Annotated in this window: 14 protein-coding genes; 11 read left to right on the top strand and 3 right to left on the bottom strand. The window is 67.0% G+C overall.

What is annotated here, in order from left to right; translation table 11 throughout:
* Positions 1–2 precede the first annotated feature (2 nt).
* The 4 genes from lapB to galU are packed head-to-tail and all read left to right on the top strand — an operon-like array spanning position 3 to position 4,989.
* Positions 3–1,181: a lipopolysaccharide assembly protein LapB gene (gene lapB, locus CSC65_RS13150; RefSeq protein WP_162411035.1), complete on the top strand. Its 1,179-nt coding sequence runs from the start codon at positions 3–5 to the stop codon at positions 1,179–1,181.
* A 5-nt stretch (positions 1,182–1,186) separates the two neighbouring features.
* Positions 1,187–2,167, top strand: a complete 981-nt coding sequence (locus tag CSC65_RS13145; RefSeq protein ID WP_238390397.1) for an MraY family glycosyltransferase — start codon at positions 1,187–1,189, stop codon at positions 2,165–2,167.
* A 9-nt stretch (positions 2,168–2,176) separates the two neighbouring features.
* On the top strand, positions 2,177–4,090 hold the full coding sequence (locus CSC65_RS13140) for a nucleoside-diphosphate sugar epimerase/dehydratase (protein WP_238390396.1): 1,914 nt from the start codon (positions 2,177–2,179) through the stop codon (positions 4,088–4,090).
* Positions 4,087–4,989: a UTP--glucose-1-phosphate uridylyltransferase GalU gene (galU, locus tag CSC65_RS13135; RefSeq protein ID WP_162411033.1), complete on the top strand. Its 903-nt coding sequence runs from the start codon at positions 4,087–4,089 to the stop codon at positions 4,987–4,989. Before CSC65_RS13140 ends, galU begins: the two co-directional genes overlap by 4 nt.
* A 107-nt stretch (positions 4,990–5,096) precedes the next feature.
* On the opposite strand, the gene CSC65_RS13130 is transcribed toward galU, so the two are convergent.
* From CSC65_RS13130 to CSC65_RS13120, 3 genes are all read right to left on the bottom strand, one after another.
* The gene (locus CSC65_RS13130; RefSeq protein ID WP_162411032.1) at positions 5,097–6,302 is read right to left on the bottom strand and encodes an acetyl-CoA C-acyltransferase; all 1,206 of its coding nucleotides are present in this window, start codon (positions 6,300–6,302) and stop codon (positions 5,097–5,099) included.
* Between the two features lie 82 nt (positions 6,303–6,384).
* A complete protein-coding gene (locus CSC65_RS13125; RefSeq protein WP_162411031.1) occupies positions 6,385–8,757 on the bottom strand; it encodes a 3-hydroxyacyl-CoA dehydrogenase/enoyl-CoA hydratase family protein in 2,373 nt (790 codons plus the stop codon).
* A gap of 28 nt (positions 8,758–8,785) precedes the next feature.
* On the bottom strand, positions 8,786–9,415 hold the full coding sequence (locus CSC65_RS13120; protein ID WP_162411030.1) for a TetR/AcrR family transcriptional regulator: 630 nt from the start codon (positions 9,413–9,415) through the stop codon (positions 8,786–8,788).
* Positions 9,416–9,649: 234 nt separating this feature from the next.
* Between CSC65_RS13120 and ndk the strand changes: the two genes are divergently transcribed.
* The 7 genes from ndk (at position 9,650) to der (ending at position 16,287) form a co-directional block, all read left to right on the top strand.
* Complete coding sequence (gene ndk, locus CSC65_RS13115; RefSeq protein ID WP_162411029.1) at positions 9,650–10,075, top strand: nucleoside-diphosphate kinase; 426 nt, start codon at positions 9,650–9,652, stop codon at positions 10,073–10,075.
* A gap of 15 nt (positions 10,076–10,090) precedes the next feature.
* Positions 10,091–11,314 carry a dual-specificity RNA methyltransferase RlmN gene (gene rlmN, locus CSC65_RS13110; protein WP_425501367.1) on the top strand — a complete coding sequence of 408 codons (1,224 nt, stop codon included), beginning with the start codon at positions 10,091–10,093 and terminating at the stop codon, positions 11,312–11,314.
* Positions 11,304–12,113, top strand: a complete 810-nt coding sequence (gene pilW, locus CSC65_RS13105; RefSeq protein ID WP_162411028.1) for a type IV pilus biogenesis/stability protein PilW — start codon at positions 11,304–11,306, stop codon at positions 12,111–12,113. Before rlmN ends, pilW begins: the two co-directional genes overlap by 11 nt.
* Positions 12,110–12,961, top strand: a complete 852-nt coding sequence (locus tag CSC65_RS13100) for a helix-turn-helix domain-containing protein (RefSeq protein WP_162411027.1) — start codon at positions 12,110–12,112, stop codon at positions 12,959–12,961. The genes pilW and CSC65_RS13100 overlap by 4 nt, the downstream gene beginning before the upstream one ends.
* Positions 12,962–13,030: 69 nt before the next feature.
* Complete coding sequence (locus CSC65_RS13095; protein WP_162411026.1) at positions 13,031–13,657, top strand: YfgM family protein; 627 nt, start codon at positions 13,031–13,033, stop codon at positions 13,655–13,657.
* Position 13,658: 1 nt separating this feature from the next.
* Positions 13,659–14,855, top strand: a complete 1,197-nt coding sequence (gene bamB / locus CSC65_RS13090; protein WP_162411025.1) for an outer membrane protein assembly factor BamB — start codon at positions 13,659–13,661, stop codon at positions 14,853–14,855.
* 28 nt (positions 14,856–14,883) lie between these two features.
* Positions 14,884–16,287, top strand: a complete 1,404-nt coding sequence (gene der, locus CSC65_RS13085) for a ribosome biogenesis GTPase Der (RefSeq protein WP_162411024.1) — start codon at positions 14,884–14,886, stop codon at positions 16,285–16,287.

Genomic DNA, 16,287 nt, shown 5'->3' with positions numbered 1-16,287 from the left:
CGATGGAATTTCTGAACGAGTGGTTCTGGTTCTTCCTGCTTCTGCCCATCGCCGCGCTCACCGGCTGGGTGATCGGCCGGCGCGGTGGACAGCGTCATGGCGACACGCAGGTCAGTCGCTTGTCCACGACCTACTTCCGTGGCCTGAACTACCTGCTCAACGAGCAGCCGGACAAGGCGATCGAACTGTTCCTGCACATCGCCGAGCTGGACAAGGAAACTTTCGAAACCCAGGTCGCGCTGGGGCACCTGTTTCGTCGCCGTGGCGAAGTCGACCGCGCGATCCGTCTGCACCAGGGCCTGGTGCAGCGCAATGACCTCAGCGATGCCCAACGGGTCCAGGCCCTGCTCGCGCTTGGCGAGGACTACATGAAGTCCGGCCTGCTTGATCGTGCCGAGACCGTCTTCACCGACCTGGCCCGGATCGACCAGCGCGCGCCGCAGGCGCTCAAGCACCTGATCGGCATTTACCAGGCCGAGCGCGATTGGGAACGCGCGATCGACAACGCCATGCGCTACGAGGAGGTCGCCGGCGAGCCGATGGGCAAGCTGGTGTCCCAGTTCGAATGCGAGCTGGCCGAGCGCCATCGCGCCAACGGCGATCTCGATGGTGCCCGCGCGGCGATCGCGCGTGCCTACCAGGCCGATGCCGCCAGCGTGCGTGCGGGCATCCTTGAAGGGCGCATCGAAGCGGATGCCCGCAATCCGGAAGGCGCGATCCGTGCCTACGAGCGTGCTGCCCGCCACGATCCGGAGTATCTGCCTGAATTCCTGCCCAGCCTGCTGGCGTGTTACGGGGAGGTCGGCGACAACGCCGGCGCACGTGCGTTCCTGGCCGAGATGGGCGAGCACTACCGTGGCATCGCGCCGGTGCTGGCGCTCACCCGCCTGATCGAGGGCCAGGAGGGACCGAATGCCGCACGTGACTACCTCGGGCGTCAGCTCAAGGACCGTCCGTCCGTGCGTGGCGAGGCCGCGCTGATCGATCTCACCCTGGCCGTGGGTGCGGACAGCACCGCCACCCTGCATGACCTCAAGCACATCACCGACCAGCTGCTCGTCCGCAATCCGAGTTACCGCTGCACGCGTTGCGGTTTCGGAGCCCGGACCCACCATTGGCAGTGTCCCAGCTGCAAGGAATGGGGAACGGTCAAGCCGCTGTTGAACTACGCGGTCGTCTGATGGCAATGGCGGGCTGGCTGGCGCTCCACGCCGGTATTTCGGTACTGATGACCTGGGCGGCGCTGGCCTATGCGCGCCGACGCAATCTGGTCGACCTGCCCGGTGAGCGGCGCAGTCACGCGGTGCCGACGCCGCGTGGAGGAGGCATCGGCATCGCCTGCGCGCTGTTGGCCGGATGCGTGGTCGCGCTGATTGCCGGCACCGCCCGGCCGGCCGCCGTGCTGGGTTTCGCAGGTGGGCTGATGCTGGTCGCCGGGATCGGATGGGTGGACGACCATCGACCGCTTTCGCCCTGGTTGCGACTGGCCGTGCAATGCCTGGCCGGCGCGCTGCTCGCCTGGGGGCTGCATGGAGCGGAGGGGCAGTGGGGCTGGGCAATCCTGACCCTGGCCTTGGTCCCGGGGCTGGTCAACGTCTGGAACTTCATGGACGGCATCAATGGCCTGGCCACCAGCCAGGCCATGTTGTGTGCAGTGGCCTTCGCATGGCTGGCGCCGGGCACCGCTTACGCGGCACTGGCGTTCGGAGTCGCAGCGGCGGTGTTCCTGCCGTTCAATTTCCCGCGGGCGAGAATATTCCTCGGCGATGTGGGCAGCGGGACCCTGGGCTATGCGTTGGCGGCATTGGCATCGGTAGCGGCGGTCGAGCGGGGCCCGGACGGTGCGATCCTGGTGCTCCTGCCCCTGTCGGCGTTCCTGGTCGACGCTTCCCTGACCTTGGGTGCCCGCATGCGGGGGGGCGAGCGATGGTGGCAGCCGCATACCTCCCACCTGTATCAGCGTTGGGTTAAAACCGCCCAGAGTCACACATTTGTGACATGCATCTACGCTACGTTCAGCTTGGCAGCTAGTATCCTTGCGCTTTCCGTGAACAAGATCGGGCCGTGGCAGGCGGCTGCGGTCACGGTCCTCTGGTTTGCATGCGCGTCCCTTGGCTGGTTCTTCCAGCGTCGGCGTCTCGTGTCAAGGAAGAGCGGTTTCAACTAAAGAGAACGCATGAATTCCGGACAAAATTCGGCAGCCGCACTGACCCGCATCGCCGTCGTGCTGCACGACATGGTGATGGTTTACGTCTGCTGGCAGCTGATCCATATCCTGCGCTATGCCAGCCGCCACGAGGGGTATGCCTGGTTCGATTTCTCGCCGACGATCGCCCTGGTGCTGGTGGCGCAGGGGCTCGTGTTCTGGCGCGTGGGGCTTTACCGGGGGCTGTGGCGATTCGCCAGCGTGCCCGACCTCTGGAACATCCTGAAGGCCGGCATCTTCGGCCTCCTGGCGATCGTGATGGCCTTGGCGGTCTACAACCGCCTGGACACGGTGCCGCGGACGGCCCTGGTGGTGTATCCCTTTGCCCTGACCGTTCTGCTGGGCATGCCCCGGCTGCTGTACCGGGTGTGGAAGGACCATCATGTCGGACAGCGCCACTTGTCCGCGCGCCGGGTGCTGATCCTCGGGGCAGGCAGGGCGGGTGAAGCACTGGTCCGGGACCTGCGTCGTTCGGGAGCCTACGAGCCCGTCGGATTCCTCGACGACGCGCCACGGCTGCGGGGATCGCGCCTGCATGGCCTGCCTGTCCTGGGCGGACTGGACGATGCACCGGCGATGGCCAAGGAAACAGCGGCGGGCATGCTGGTGATCGCAATGCCCTCGCTCGATGCCGCAGCGATGCAGCGGGTGATGGGAATCTGCGAGCGGACCGGATTGCTGTTCCGCACCGTGCCGCGCCTGACGGACGTGCTGGAAGGGCAGGCGCTGCCAGGTGAGCTCAAGGAGGTCGCGATCGAAGACCTCCTCGGACGCAAGCCAGTGCAGCCGGACTGGAAGCTGATCCGTGGATGGCTGGGCGGGCGGACGGTGATGGTGACGGGCGCCGGCGGTTCGATCGGTTCGGAGCTGTGCCGGCAGTGCGCGCGCCACGGTGCGCGCAGGATCGTGCTGCTGGAGATCAATGAGCTTGCGTTGATCACAATCCACGGAGACCTGAGGCGCGCCTTCCCCGACCTTGAGATCCAGGCGGTTCTGGGTGACTGCGGGGATCCGGCGGTGACTGCTTACGCGCTGCAGCTGGGGCAACCCGATGCGGTTTTCCATGCTGCGGCCTACAAGCAGGTGCCCTTGCTCGAAAACCAGATGCGCGAGGCCGTGCGCAACAACGTGCTGGCCACCGATACGGTTGCCCGGCTGTGCCGCGAGAGCAACGTCGGCACGTTCGTCTTCATCTCCACCGACAAGGCCGTCGATCCCGCGAACGTCCTCGGGGCAACCAAGCGTTTCGCCGAGATGATCGCGCAATCGCTGGACAGCAAGCACAGCGGCACCCGTTTCGTCACCGTGCGCTTCGGCAACGTGCTCGATTCGGCAGGAAGCGTGGTTCCCCTGTTCCGCGAACAAATCCGCAAGGGCGGGCCGGTCACCGTGACCGATCCCGAGGTTTCGCGCTACTTCATGACGATCCCAGAGGCCTGCCAGTTGATCGTGCAGGCGGCGGCGTCGGGCTCGCATGCGGCGATCTATACCCTCGACATGGGCGAGCCGGTGCCGATCCGGCTGCTCGCCGAGCAGATGATCCGCCTGGCAGGCAAGCAGCCAGGCCGTGACATCGCGATCGTGTATACCGGCCTGCGGCCAGGCGAGAAGCTGCACGAAACGCTTTTCTATGCCGACGAACACTACCGCCCGACCTCGCATTCCAAGATCCTGGAGGCAGGTGCAAGGGAGTCCTCCGCCGAGCTGGTTCGGACAGGTGTCGAACGCATGCGCGAAGCCAGTGCGCGCTACGACGAGCAGGCGCTGCGGCAGGTGTTGCGCGAGGTGATTCCGGAGTTCATCCCCGCCGAGCTGGTCGAGGCATCCGAATCCGGCGCCACCGTGGTGCCGTTCCCGGCGCGTGAGGCACGAGCGACACGATGACGTCCCAGAGGATCAGGAAGGCAGTTTTCCCGGTGGCGGGGTTGGGGACCCGATTCCTGCCCGCGACCAAGACTGTTCCCAAGGAGATGCTGCCGATCATCGACCGGCCGCTAATCCAGTACGCCGTGGACGAGGCGATCGAGGCTGGCTGCGACACGCTGGTATTCATCACCAACCGCTACAAGCATGCGGTCGCCGATTACTTCGACAAGGCGTACGAGCTGGAGCAGAAGCTCGAACGTGCCGGCAAGACCGAGCAGCTGGAGTTGGTACGGCACGTATTGCCCCCGGGCGTGCGCGCGATCTTCGTGACCCAGGCTGAAGCCCTGGGCCTGGGGCATGCGGTGCTTTGCGCCAAGGAAGTCATCGGCAACGAACCGTTCGCTGTGCTGCTGCCCGACGACCTGATCTGGAACCGTGGCGCAGGCGCGCTGAAGCAGATGGCCGATGCGGCGCAGGCTTCCGGCGCGAGCATGATCGCGGTGCAGAACGTGCCCCACGAGGCCACCGGCAGCTACGGCATCGTGGCCACAGAGGCCTTCGACGGCCGCCAGGGCCGGATCAAGGCGATCGTCGAGAAGCCCAAGCCTGAAGTGGCGCCGAGCAATCTGGCCGTGGTCGGCCGGTACGTGCTGAGCCCGCGCATCTTCGGCCTGCTCGAGGCGACCCGGCCCGGCGCCGGTGGCGAGATCCAGCTGACCGATGCGATCGCCGCGTTGCTGGCCGAGCAGCCGGTGCACGCCTACCGGTTCCAGGGCACGCGCTTCGACTGCGGTACGCATATCGGGCTGATTGAGGCGACGATCCGCTACGCGCTCGACCACGAGAAGCTGAGCGATCCAGCACGGGACATGATGCAGCGCGCCCTGGGCGAGCTGGGCGTGAAGGACCAAGACTGATCGGCGTTGCCCGGCAACTAACTGCCGGCAGCGATAGATAAAAAACGGCGCCTAGGGGCGCCGTTTTTCGTTCTGCCTAGCCGTCCGTTCTACAGGACGCTCTGGACTCAGAGCGCCTCGAAGATCCCGGCCGCACCCATGCCGGTACCAATACACATGGTCACCATGCCGTACTTCTGCTGGCGACGACGCATGCCATGGACGATCGTGGCCGTGCGCACCGCGCCGGTCGCGCCCAGCGGGTGCCCCAGCGCGATCGCACCGCCCAGCGGATTGACCTTGGACGGGTCCAGGCCGCTGTCGCGGATCACCGCCAGCGCCTGCGCGGCGAAGGCTTCGTTGAGTTCGATCCAGTCCAACTGGTCACGGGTCAGGCCTGCCTGCTTGAGCGCCTTGGGGATCGCGGCGATCGGGCCGATGCCCATCACTTCCGGGCGCACGCCGGCCACCGAGAAGCTGACGAAGCGGGCGAGCGGGGTCAGGCCGTAATCCTTGATCGCCTGCTCGGAGGCCAGCAGGACCGCACCGGCACCATCGCTCATCTGCGAAGAGTTGCCGGCAGTGACGGTGCCGCCGAACTGGCCGTTGCGGAACACCGGGCGCAGCTTGGCCAGGCCGTCGAGCGAGGTATCCGCGCGCGGGCCTTCGTCGGTATCGGCCAGCTTCTTGCGCAGCTGGATCGTGTTGCTGGCCAGGTCAGGCACGTGCGACTGGATCTCGTAGGGGCTGATCTCGTCGCGGAACTCGCCGGCGGCAATCGCGGCCAGCGCCTTCTGGTGCGAAGCGACCGCGAAGGCGTCCTGCTCTTCGCGCGAGACCTTCCATTCTTCGGCGACCTTCTCGGCGGTGATGCCCATGCCGTAGGCGATGGCGACGTGGTCGTCCTTGAACACCGACGGCGACAGGGCGACCTTGTTGCCCATCATCGGCACCATCGACATCGACTCGGTGCCACCGGCCAGCATCAGGTCGGCGTTGCCGAGCCGGATCTGGTCGGCGGCCAGCGCGACGGCCTGCAGGCCGGAGGAACAGAAGCGGTTGATGGTCTGCGCGGCCACGGTGTCGGGCAGGCCGGCCAGCAGCACGCCGATGCGCGCCACGTTCATGCCCTGCTCGCCCTCGGGCATGGCGCAGCCGATGATCGCGTCGTCGATGCGCGAGGTATCGATGCCCGGCGCCTGCGCGACCACGGACTTGAGCACGTGGGCGAGCATGTCGTCGGGGCGGGTGTTGCGGAACATGCCCTTGGGCGCCTTGCCGACCGGGGTGCGGGTGGCGGCGACGATGTAGGCGTCCTGGATCTGCTTGGTCATTTCGTTACTCCGGAGTTCGGAAGGGCCTGGGACCGCGGCGGACGGAAGGGGGCGCCATCTGCGCGATGGCGCCGCGCCAGCCTCAGTTGCGCAGCGGTTTGCCGGTTTTGAGCATGTGGCCGATGCGGGCCTGGGTCTTTTCCTGCTGGGCCAGCTCGACGAAGTGCGTGCGCTCGAGCTTCAGCAGCCACTCCTCGTCGACGATGGCGCCACGATCGATCTCGCCGCCGCTGAGCACGGTGGCGATGCGGGTCGCGATCTCGTCGTCGTACGGACTGATGAAGCGGCCCTCCAGCATGTTGACCAGCATCATCCGGAACGTCGCGATACCCACGTCGCCGGCGGCCTGGACGCGGCGCGCCGGCAGCGGTGGGCGATATCCACCTTCGGCGAGTGCTCGCGCCTCGGCCTTGGCCACGTGCAGCAGTTCGAAGGCGTTGAACACCACCTTGTCGTCTGCGCGCAGCAGCCCCAGCTCCTTGGCCTCCAGGGCCGAAGCCGACACCTTGGCCATGGCGATGGTTTCGAAGGTCTTCTTCAGCTCGGCGAACACGTCGCCGCCCGGACCGGCCGCACGCGAGGCGCGCACCGCCAGTTCCTTCAGGCCGCCACCGGCCGGCAGCAGGCCCACGCCGGCCTCGACCAGGCCGATGTAGCTCTCCAGGTGGGCCACGGTGCGGGCGCTGTGCATCTGGAACTCGCAGCCGCCGCCCAAGGCCAGGCCGCGCACGGCCGCGACCACCGGGACCAGCGCGTACTTGATCCGCTGGCTGGTGCGCTGGAAGTTGGCGACCATCGCCTCGAACTCGGCGACCTTGCCGGCCTGAAGCGCACCCAGTGCCCCGGCCAGGTCGGCGCCGGCGGAGAAGGGCTCCTTCTGCTGCCAGATCACCAGGCCCTGGAAGTCGCGTTCGGCAATGGTGATCGCTTCCTGCAGCCCATCGAGCACCTGGTCGGAAACGGTGTTCATCTTGGTCTTGAAGCCGACCACCGCGATGCCGTCGCCGTCGTGCCACATGCGCACGCCGTCGTTCTCGAACACGGTCTGGCCGGTGTCGAATTTCTCGCCCAGCAGCGGATCGGGGAAGCGCTGGCGCTGGTAGACCGGCAGGGTGGAGCGGGGCACCAGGGCGTTGTCAGACGGGCTGTAGCTGCCGGCAGCCGCGTGCACGCCGTCGCGGCCGTCCAGCACCCAGGCCGGCAGCGGCGCGTCGCTCATGGCCTTGCCAGCGGCGATGTCGTCGGCGATCCACTGCGCCACCTGCTTCCAGCCGGCGGCCTGCCAGGTCTCGAACGGACCCAGCGACCAGCCGTAGCCCCAGCGGATGGCCAGGTCGACGTCGCGCGCGGTGTGGGCGATGTCGGCCAGGTGGTAGGCGCTGTAGTGGAACAGGTCGCGGAAGGCGGCCCACAGGAACTGCGCCTGCGGATGCTGGCTCTCGCGCAGCTTCGCGAACTTCTCGGCGGGGTTCCTGATCTTGAGGATCTCGACCACCTCGTCGGCGGCCTTGCGGTCGGCGGCGCGGTAGTCCTGCTTCTCCAGGTCGAGGACGACGATGTCCTTGCCGACCTTGCGGAAGATGCCGGCGCCGGCCTTCTGGCCCAGCGCGCCCTTGCCGATCAGCGCCTGCAGCCAGTCAGGCGACTGGAAGTACTTGTGCCACGGGTCTAGTGGCAGGGTGTCGGCCATGGTCTTGATGACATGGGCCATGGTGTCCAGGCCGACCACGTCGGAGGTGCGGTAGGTGGCCGACTTGGGACGGCCGACCAGCGGGCCGGTCAGCGCGTCGACCTCGTCGAAGCCCAGGCCGAACTGGCGGGTATGGTGGATCACCGACAGGATCGAGAACACTCCGATCCGGTTGCCGATGAAGTTCGGCGTGTCCTTGGCATAGACCACGCCCTTGCCCAGCTGGGTGACCAGGAAGGTTTCGAGTCCTTCCAGCACGGACTTGTCGGTGCTGGCAGCCGGGATCAGTTCGGCCAGGTGCATGTAGCGCGGCGGGTTGAAGAAATGCACGCCGCAGAACCGGTGGCGCAGCTGCTCGGGCAGCACTTCGGCCAGCTTGTTGATGCCCAGGCCCGAGGTGTTGGAGGCCAGCACCGCGTGGTCGGCCACGAACGGAGCGATCTTCCGGTACAGGTCCTGCTTCCAGTCCATCCGCTCGGCGATGGCCTCGATGATCAGGTCGCAGTCCTTGAGCTGCTCCAGGCCGGTGTCGTAGTTGGCCGGGGTGACCGCCTCGGCCAGCGACTTGCTGGCGAACGGAGCGGGGCTGAGCTTGCCCAGGTTGGCGATCGCCTTGAGCACGACGCCGTCGGCCGGCCCTTCCTTGGCCGCCAGGTCGAACAGGACGGTATCCACGCCGGCATTGGTCAGGTGGGCGGCGATCTGCGCGCCCATGACTCCGGCGCCGAGCACGGCGGCGCGACGTACAAGAAGTTTCTCAGACATGTCTTTCAACCTTCTGTATTGACAACGTTTATTTCGCCGGAGCACCAAGGCCCGCGGCGGCGAATCGGATCAGTTCTCGTGCGGCCCGGGCTCGATGGGAGGCCTCGCTGGCGCCGGTCGGCCGCTTGATGAGGCCGAAGTCGGACATCGCGTAAGTCAGTGAGCCCGCCAGGAAGTCCAGGCGCCAGTACAGCGTTTCCTTGTCCAGGCCGGGCAGGCAGCCGGCGAGGGCCTTGCCGAATTCCCGCAACACATGGCCGTAGTGGTCGGAGAGGAACTTGCGCAGGCTCTCGTTGTGCTCGGCGTAGGCGCGGGCGATCACGCGCACGAAAGAGGCGCCACCATTGCGGTCCTGGGCCAGCGCCAGCGCAGGTTCGATGAAAGCGGCCAGGACCGGCTCCAGTTCGCCGGGTCGTTCACGCAGGGCGGTTTCCAGCTGTTCCAGGCGCTGGCTGGTCATGCCGTCCATTCGTCGACGGAAGACTTCGTTGACCAGGTTTTCCTTCGAGCCGAAGTGGTAGTTGACCGCGGCGATGTTGACCGCCGCCAGGCCGGTGACCTGGCGCAACGAGGTCCCGGCAAAGCCGTGCTGGGCGAACAGCTCCTCGGCCGCGCCCAGGATCCGGTCCTTGGTGGAGAAATGTGCTGGCTTGCCCATGCCTTCGGTTCCGGATCTTAATCAAACGATTGTTTAATTCTAGGCCCGGTTCCTGACCCGGTCATTTTGCGCTGCAGCAATCGGGTGTTTGCCTGCCGGTCGGCAAACCTGCGGCCACAATGTTAGAATTGCGCTACGCATTTGAGGCTAAGCCCCCGTTTCGGCGCGGGTTTTCCGTGTTAACTTCCGGTCCATCCTGGTCCGGAACGTCCGTCCGTCACTAGAGAGAAGTCCATGGCGCTGGAGCGCACCCTTTCGATCGTCAAGCCCGATGCCGTTGCCAAGAACGTCATCGGCGAAATCTACTCCCGCTTCGAGAAAGCCGGCCTGAAGGTCGTGGCTGCCAAGTACAAGCAGCTGTCGCGCCGCGAGGCGGAAGGCTTCTATGCAGTGCACCGCGAGCGCCCGTTCTTCAACGCGCTGGTCGAATTCATGATCTCCGGCCCGGTGATGATCCAGGCGCTGGAAGGCGAGAACGCCGTGATCGCACACCGCGAGTTGCTGGGCGCTACCAACCCGAAGGAAGCCGCGCCGGGCACGATCCGCGCCGACTTCGCCGAGTCGATCGACGCCAACGCGGCACACGGCTCCGATTCGGTCGAGAACGCCGCGATCGAGATCGCTTACTTCTTCGCTGCCACGGAAGTGGTTTCGCGCTGATCCGGATGTAAAGACGTGGCCGAACTTCAGCAGATTCCCAGTGTCACCCTCACCGGCGAGCCGCTCGCCGGCGGGGTGGTGCGCCAGAACCTGCTGGAGCTGGACCGCGAGGGTCTCGAGCGTTTCTTCGCCGAGACCCTGGGTGAGCAGCGGTATCGCGCCCACCAGGTGATGAAGTGGATCCACCACCGCTACGTCACCGATTTCGACCAGATGACCGACCTCGGCAAGGCGCTGCGCGCCAAGCTGCATGCGCATGCCGAGGTCGTCGTCCCCAACGTCGTGTTCGACAAGCCCTCCACCGACGGCACCCACAAGTGGCTGCTGGCGATGGGCACCGACGGCAAGAACGCGATCGAGACGGTGTACATCCCCGACAAGGGGCGCGGGACCTTGTGCGTGTCCTCGCAGGTCGGTTGCGGCCTCAACTGCACCTTCTGTTCGACCGCCACCCAAGGCTTCAACCGTAACCTGACCACCGCCGAGATCATCGGCCAGGTCTGGGTCGCCGCCCGCCACCTGGGCAACGTCCCGCACCAGCAGCGCCGACTCACCAACGTGGTGATGATGGGCATGGGCGAGCCGCTGATGAATTTCGACAACGTCGTGCGCGCGATGAGCGTGATGCGCGACGACCTGGGCTACGGCCTGGCCAACAAGCGGGTGACCCTGTCGACGTCCGGCCTGGTGCCGATGATCGACCGGCTCTCCACCGAGAGCGATGTTTCGCTGGCCGTGTCCCTGCATGCGCCCACGGATGCGCTGCGAGAGACCCTGGTCCCGCTCAACAGGAAATATCCGATCGCCGAGTTGATGGCGTCCTGCGCCCGCTACCTGCGTGCGAACAAGAAGCGCGACTCGGTGACTTTCGAGTACACCCTGATGAAGGGGGTCAACGACCAGCCCGAGCATGCCCGTCAGCTTGCCAAGCTGATGCGCCAGTTCGACAACTCCGTGCAGGCGCGCGATTCGGGCAAGGTCAACCTGATCCCGTTCAACCCGTTCCCTGGCACGCGCTACGAGCGCTCGGACGAGGTGCAGATCCGCGCCTTCCAGAAGATCCTGCTCGATTCGCAGGTATTGACGATGGTCAGGCGCACGCGCGGCGATGACATTGACGCGGCCTGCGGCCAGCTCAAGGGGCAGGTGATGGATCGCACCCGGCGCCAGGCGGAGTTCAACCGCAGCCTGGGTCGCGACCTGGACACGAAGGGACAGGTCGACGGGCATGCGGCCTGACCCGCGACTGGTCCTGCTGGCGGGCGTGCTGCTGCTGGCAGCGTGCTCGAAGTCGCCGGTTGTAAAGGCGCCCAAGATCAAGGGCAGCGAGCAGATCGCGCCCGAGTACAGCTACTCGGACAGCGAGGCCACCAAGAAGCGGGTGCAGGTCCGCGAGACCTTGGGCCTGGCTGCGCAGCGGTTCGCCTCGGGCGACCTGGCCGAAGCCGAGAAGCAGGCGCACAAGGTCCTCAAGCAGGATCCCACTGCCGCCGACGCCTACACCCTGCTCGGCGCCGTCGCCGCACGCCGTGGCCAGGCTGCCCAGGCGGGCGAACACTACCGCCGTGCGGCCGAGCTGGCGCCGCGCCAGGGCGAGGTCCTCAACAACTACGGCGCATGGCTGTGCAGCAACGGTTATCCGGCCGAAGCACTGGTCTGGTTCGATCGTGCCCTGGCGGCGCCGAACTACCGCAGCCCCGGGTCAGCCCTGGCCAATTCGGGTGGCTGTGCCCTCAAAAGCGGGCAGGGCGAACGCGCCGAGCGTGATTTGCGTCGCGCTCTGGAGCTTGAGCCGAAAAATGCCTATGCATTGGCCAGCATGGCCGAGTATCAATATGGCCAGGGGCGATACTTTGAGGCACGGGCGTTCTCGGAACGCAGGCTGGCGGCTGCGCCGGCCGATGCATCCGTGTTACAACTCGCGGCCAGGATCGAAGACAGGCTTGGCGACAAGGCGGCCGCCAGTCGATATCAGCAGCGGCTGAGGACGGAGTTCCCGCAGGCCGTGCTTTCCAGTACCGGGGAAGGGTCACAGTGATCCACGAGTCCAGCGCGAACATCCAGGGCGATGCGCGGGGGTGCGGCGAGCGCCTGCGCGAAGCGAGGGCCGCTGCAGGCCTGAGCGTGCAGGAAGTCGCATCGCGGCTGCGCATGCCGGTACACGTGGTCGAGGCGCTGGAGGAAGGGCGCTGGCAGGTAATCGGAGCCAACGTCTTCGTCCGCGGCCAGCTGCGCAGCTACGCCCGGCTGCTGGGCGTGGATGTCGAGCCGCTCCTGGAGACGCACATCGCGCCGGCCGTGCCGGTCGACCTGGTGAGCCATGCGTACACGCCGCGCTACCAGCGGGTGATGGAGAGCGCCGGGCGCCGCGCCGTGTACGTGGTGATCACCGCTGCGATCGCCGTGCCGGTCTGGCTGGCGACGCGTTCGCATTTCAACGACGTCGCCCCGACCACCGCGTCGCTCGACGCGGTACCGGCCGAGGTCGCCCAGCCAGCGCCGCCGTTGCGGGTCGCCCAGTCGGTGGCGGTGCCCGCGACGGGCACGGCGGCCGTCGAGGCTGATTCCGGGGCCCCCTACATGGCCTCGTTGGCGCCCGTGAACCGGGCTCCCCAGGCGTCCTCCGGAAAACTCCTTTTCGATTTCAGCGGCGAGAGCTGGATGCAGGTGACTGCGCCTGATGGCAGCACGCTCGAGCAAGGCCTGATGCGCGCCGGCGATGCGCGCAGCTTCGACACCGCCTCGGTGGGGCGCGTGGTACTGGGCAATGCCTCGGTGGTACGCGTTCAGCAAGCAGGCAGTATCGTGGATACCACGCCGTATCAGCGGGCTAACGTCGCCCGCTTTGCGGTATCCTCTGACGGTTCCGTCACCGCTGCCGAATAACCGGCGCCGGCCGGGTACTCCACTGGGACAATAAGACCTCGCCGGATCCCGCGCGGGGCAGGGAACTGCATGGCAATCGACGACCTTCTGGACGAGCACGAGCAGGGCGAACGCGTCCGCTCGTGGTTGCGCAACAACGCACTTGGAATCCTGGGCGGACTTGCCCTGGGCATTGCCGCCATCTATGGCTGGCGCTGGTGGGTCGCCCACCAGGCACAACAGCAACAGCAGGCGCATTCGACCTACGCCGAAGCGGTGAAGCAGCTCGAAGCGGGCGCGGTGGACAAGGCTGGCGCACTGCTGGCCGGGCAGAAGGGCACCTATGCGACGCTGGCCGCCCTGCGCGTTGCCAAGTCGCAGGTCGAGGCAGGCAAGGTGGACGAGGCGATCGCGACCCTGCGTGGCATCCAGGCCGAACCCTCCCTGCAGTCGCTAGTCAACGAGCGGCTGGCACAGCTTCTCAATGCCGGCGGCAAGCACGACGAGGCGTTGAAGCTGCTTGCGGACGATGACGGCAGCGCGGGCCTGGAGTTGCGCGGCGATGCGCTGTTTGCCTCCGGCAAGCGCGATGAAGCGCGCGATACCTACGCCAGGGCGCTCGCAGGAACCGACGTGGCCTCGCCGGCCCGTCGCCGCCTCGAACTGAAACTGCAGGAAGCCGGCGGCAAGGTCCCCGAGCCGGCGGAGGCGATCTGACATGACACGCATGCACATGCTTCGCCCGGCTGCGGCCGGCGTCCTGCTGGTGTTCGCACTGTCCGGTTGCAGCACGGTCAAGGGCTGGTTCGCGGGCAAGGATGCGGAGGCCAAGAAGGCCGCCGCACCGGCTGAACTGGTCGATTTCCAGGCCACGGCCAAGCCGTCGAAGATCTGGTCGACGGGCCTGGGCGATGGCGAGCGCAAGATCGGCGCCAGGCAAGGTCCGGTCGTCTCGGAAGGACGGGTGTTCGCCGCGGCGGCGGAAGGCCGGGTCACTGCGCTGGACCTGCAGACGGGCCGGGAAATCTGGCAGTTCCGTGGCGCCAAGGACGACGCGCTGCGCCTGTCCGGCGGCCCCGGCGTGGGTGAAGGCCTGGTCGTCGTCGGCAGCCTGGCTGGCGATGTGATCGCCCTGGACGCCTCGAGCGGCAGCGAGCGCTGGCGTGCGAAGGTGACCAGCGAGGTCATCGCCGCGCCGCTGGTGACGCAGGGCACCGTTTACGTGCGCAGCAACGATGGCCGCATCAGTGCTTTCGATGCCGCCAATGGCGAACGCCGCTGGTTCAGCGAGCATGAGTTGCCGGCACTCACCGTGCGAGGCAACGCGCCGCTGGCATGGGCACCGGGCGTGCTGTTCTCCGGCAACGACGACGGTACGCTCAGCGCGCTGGCGCTGCAGGACGGCCGCGTGCTTTGGCAGCAGGCGATCGGCACCCCCGACGGACGCACCGAACTGGAGCGCATGGCCGATGTCGACAGCGGGCCGCTGATCGACGGCACCTTGCTGTTCGTCAGCAGCTTCAAGAACCGCACCGTGGCCATCGACGGCCCGACGGGTCGGCCGATGTGGCAGAGCGAGTACGGCGGCATTGGCGGCATGGGCGTGGGACCTTCAGGGCTGCTGGTCTCGAGCCCCACCGGCACCGTGTACCTGCTCGACAAGAACAGCGGCGCCGCGCTGTGGTCGCAGCCGGTGCTTGCGCGCCGCTCGCTGACCGGCCCGGTGGTCCAGGGCGACTACGCGGTGGTCGGCGATTTCGACGGCTACCTGCACTGGCTGCGCCTGGACAACGGCGAGCTGGCCGCGCGCGAACGCGTGGGCGGCAAGGCGATCAAGGCCCAGCCGGTCGTGGCCGACGGCATCCTGCTGGTCCAGAACGTCGAGGGCGGTCTCACCGCCTTCCGTCTGGACTGAGCGGACGGATGCAGGCAGGGATCGCAGCATGTTGCCGCTGGTTGCACTGGTTGGACGGCCGAATGTCGGCAAGTCGACCCTTTTCAATGCGCTGACCCGCAGCCGCGACGCGCTGGTCCACGACGAACCCGGCGTTACCCGCGACCGCAATTACGGCGTGTGCCGGCTGGAGCCGGAGCGTCCGTTCCTGCTGGTCGACACCGGCGGCATCGCCGGCGACGAGGAAGGCCTGGCCGGCGCTACCGCCCGCCAGGCACGGGCCGCGGCCGGCGAGGCCGACCTGGTGTTGTTCATCGTCGATGGACGCGAAGGGACTTCGTCGCTCGACGACGAGATCCTGTCCTGGCTGCGCAAGCTGGCACGCCCGACCTTGCTGGTGATCAACAAGATCGATGGCACCAACGAGGAATCGGTCCGCGCCGAGTTCGCGCGCTATGGTTTCGCCGACGTGCTGGCGGTGTCCGCCGCGCACCGGCAGGGACTGGACGACCTGCACCTGGAAGTCCTCGAACGCCTGCCGGAAGAAGGCAGCGTGGAGGAGTTCGACAACGACCCGACGCGCCTGCGCGTGGCGTTCGTCGGCCGCCCCAACGTGGGCAAGTCGACCCTGGTCAATCGCCTGCTGGGCGAGGAGCGGATGATCGCTTCGGAGGTGCCGGGCACGACGCGCGACTCGATCGCCGCCGACCTTGAACGCGAGGGCCGCCTGTACCGGCTGGTCGACACCGCCGGCATCCGCCGCAAGGGCAAGGTCGAGGAAGCCGTCGAGAAGTTCAGCGTGGTCAAGACCCTGCAGGCGATCGAGCGCTGCCAGGTCGCGGTGCTCATGCTCGACGCCACCGAAGGCGTCACCGACCAGGACGCGACCGTGCTCGGCGCGGTGCTCGACGCCGGCCGCGCCCTCGTGGTGGCGGTCAACAAGTGGGATGGACTGACGACCTACCAGCGCGAGCAGGCCGAAGCGCTGCTGTCGCGGAAGCTGTCCTTCGTGCCCTGGGCCGAAGCGGTACGGATCTCGGCCAAGCACGGCTCGGGCCTGCGCGAACTGTTCCGCGCGGTCCATCGCGCCCACGCGTCGGCGATCCGGACCTTCAGCACCAGCGAAGTGAACAAGGCGCTGGAAATCGCCTACGAGACCAATCCGCCGCCGGCCATCCGCGGCCACGTCTCCAAGCTCAGGTACGTGCATCCGGGCGGGGAGAACCCGCCGACCTTCGTGGTCCACGGCACGCGCCTCAAGGACCTTCCAGAGTCGTACAAGCGCTACCTCGAGAACTTCTTCCGCAAGCGCTTCAAGCTGGTCGGTACGCCGGTGCGGATGCTGTTCCGTGAAGGCGCGAACCCCTACGAAGGCAAGAAGAACGAGCTGACCGATCGCCAGGTCGCGCGCAAGCGTCGGCTGATCCGCCACGTCAAGAAGCGCGGCAAGTGA

Source organism: Pseudoxanthomonas daejeonensis (assembly GCF_010093205.1).
Lineage (GTDB): Bacteria > Pseudomonadota > Gammaproteobacteria > Xanthomonadales > Xanthomonadaceae > Pseudoxanthomonas > Pseudoxanthomonas daejeonensis.
Note: the sequence above shows the minus strand (reverse complement) of the source record. Positions and strands in the feature narration are given on the sequence as shown.

Coding starts and splice junctions, on each gene's coding strand:
- lapB (WP_162411035.1), top strand. CDS start 3: ATGGAATTTCTGAACGAGTGGTTCTGGTTCTTCCTGCTTCTGCCCATC.
- CSC65_RS13145 (WP_238390397.1), top strand. CDS start 1,187: ATGGCGGGCTGGCTGGCGCTCCACGCCGGTATTTCGGTACTGATGACC.
- CSC65_RS13140 (WP_238390396.1), top strand. CDS start 2,177: ATGAATTCCGGACAAAATTCGGCAGCCGCACTGACCCGCATCGCCGTC.
- galU (WP_162411033.1), top strand. CDS start 4,087: ATGACGTCCCAGAGGATCAGGAAGGCAGTTTTCCCGGTGGCGGGGTTG.
- CSC65_RS13130 (WP_162411032.1), bottom strand. CDS start 6,302: ATGACCAAGCAGATCCAGGACGCCTACATCGTCGCCGCCACCCGCACC.
- CSC65_RS13125 (WP_162411031.1), bottom strand. CDS start 8,757: ATGTCTGAGAAACTTCTTGTACGTCGCGCCGCCGTGCTCGGCGCCGGA.
- CSC65_RS13120 (WP_162411030.1), bottom strand. CDS start 9,415: ATGGGCAAGCCAGCACATTTCTCCACCAAGGACCGGATCCTGGGCGCG.
- ndk (WP_162411029.1), top strand. CDS start 9,650: ATGGCGCTGGAGCGCACCCTTTCGATCGTCAAGCCCGATGCCGTTGCC.
- pilW (WP_162411028.1), top strand. CDS start 11,304: ATGCGGCCTGACCCGCGACTGGTCCTGCTGGCGGGCGTGCTGCTGCTG.
- CSC65_RS13095 (WP_162411026.1), top strand. CDS start 13,031: ATGGCAATCGACGACCTTCTGGACGAGCACGAGCAGGGCGAACGCGTC.
- bamB (WP_162411025.1), top strand. CDS start 13,659: ATGACACGCATGCACATGCTTCGCCCGGCTGCGGCCGGCGTCCTGCTG.
- der (WP_162411024.1), top strand. CDS start 14,884: ATGTTGCCGCTGGTTGCACTGGTTGGACGGCCGAATGTCGGCAAGTCG.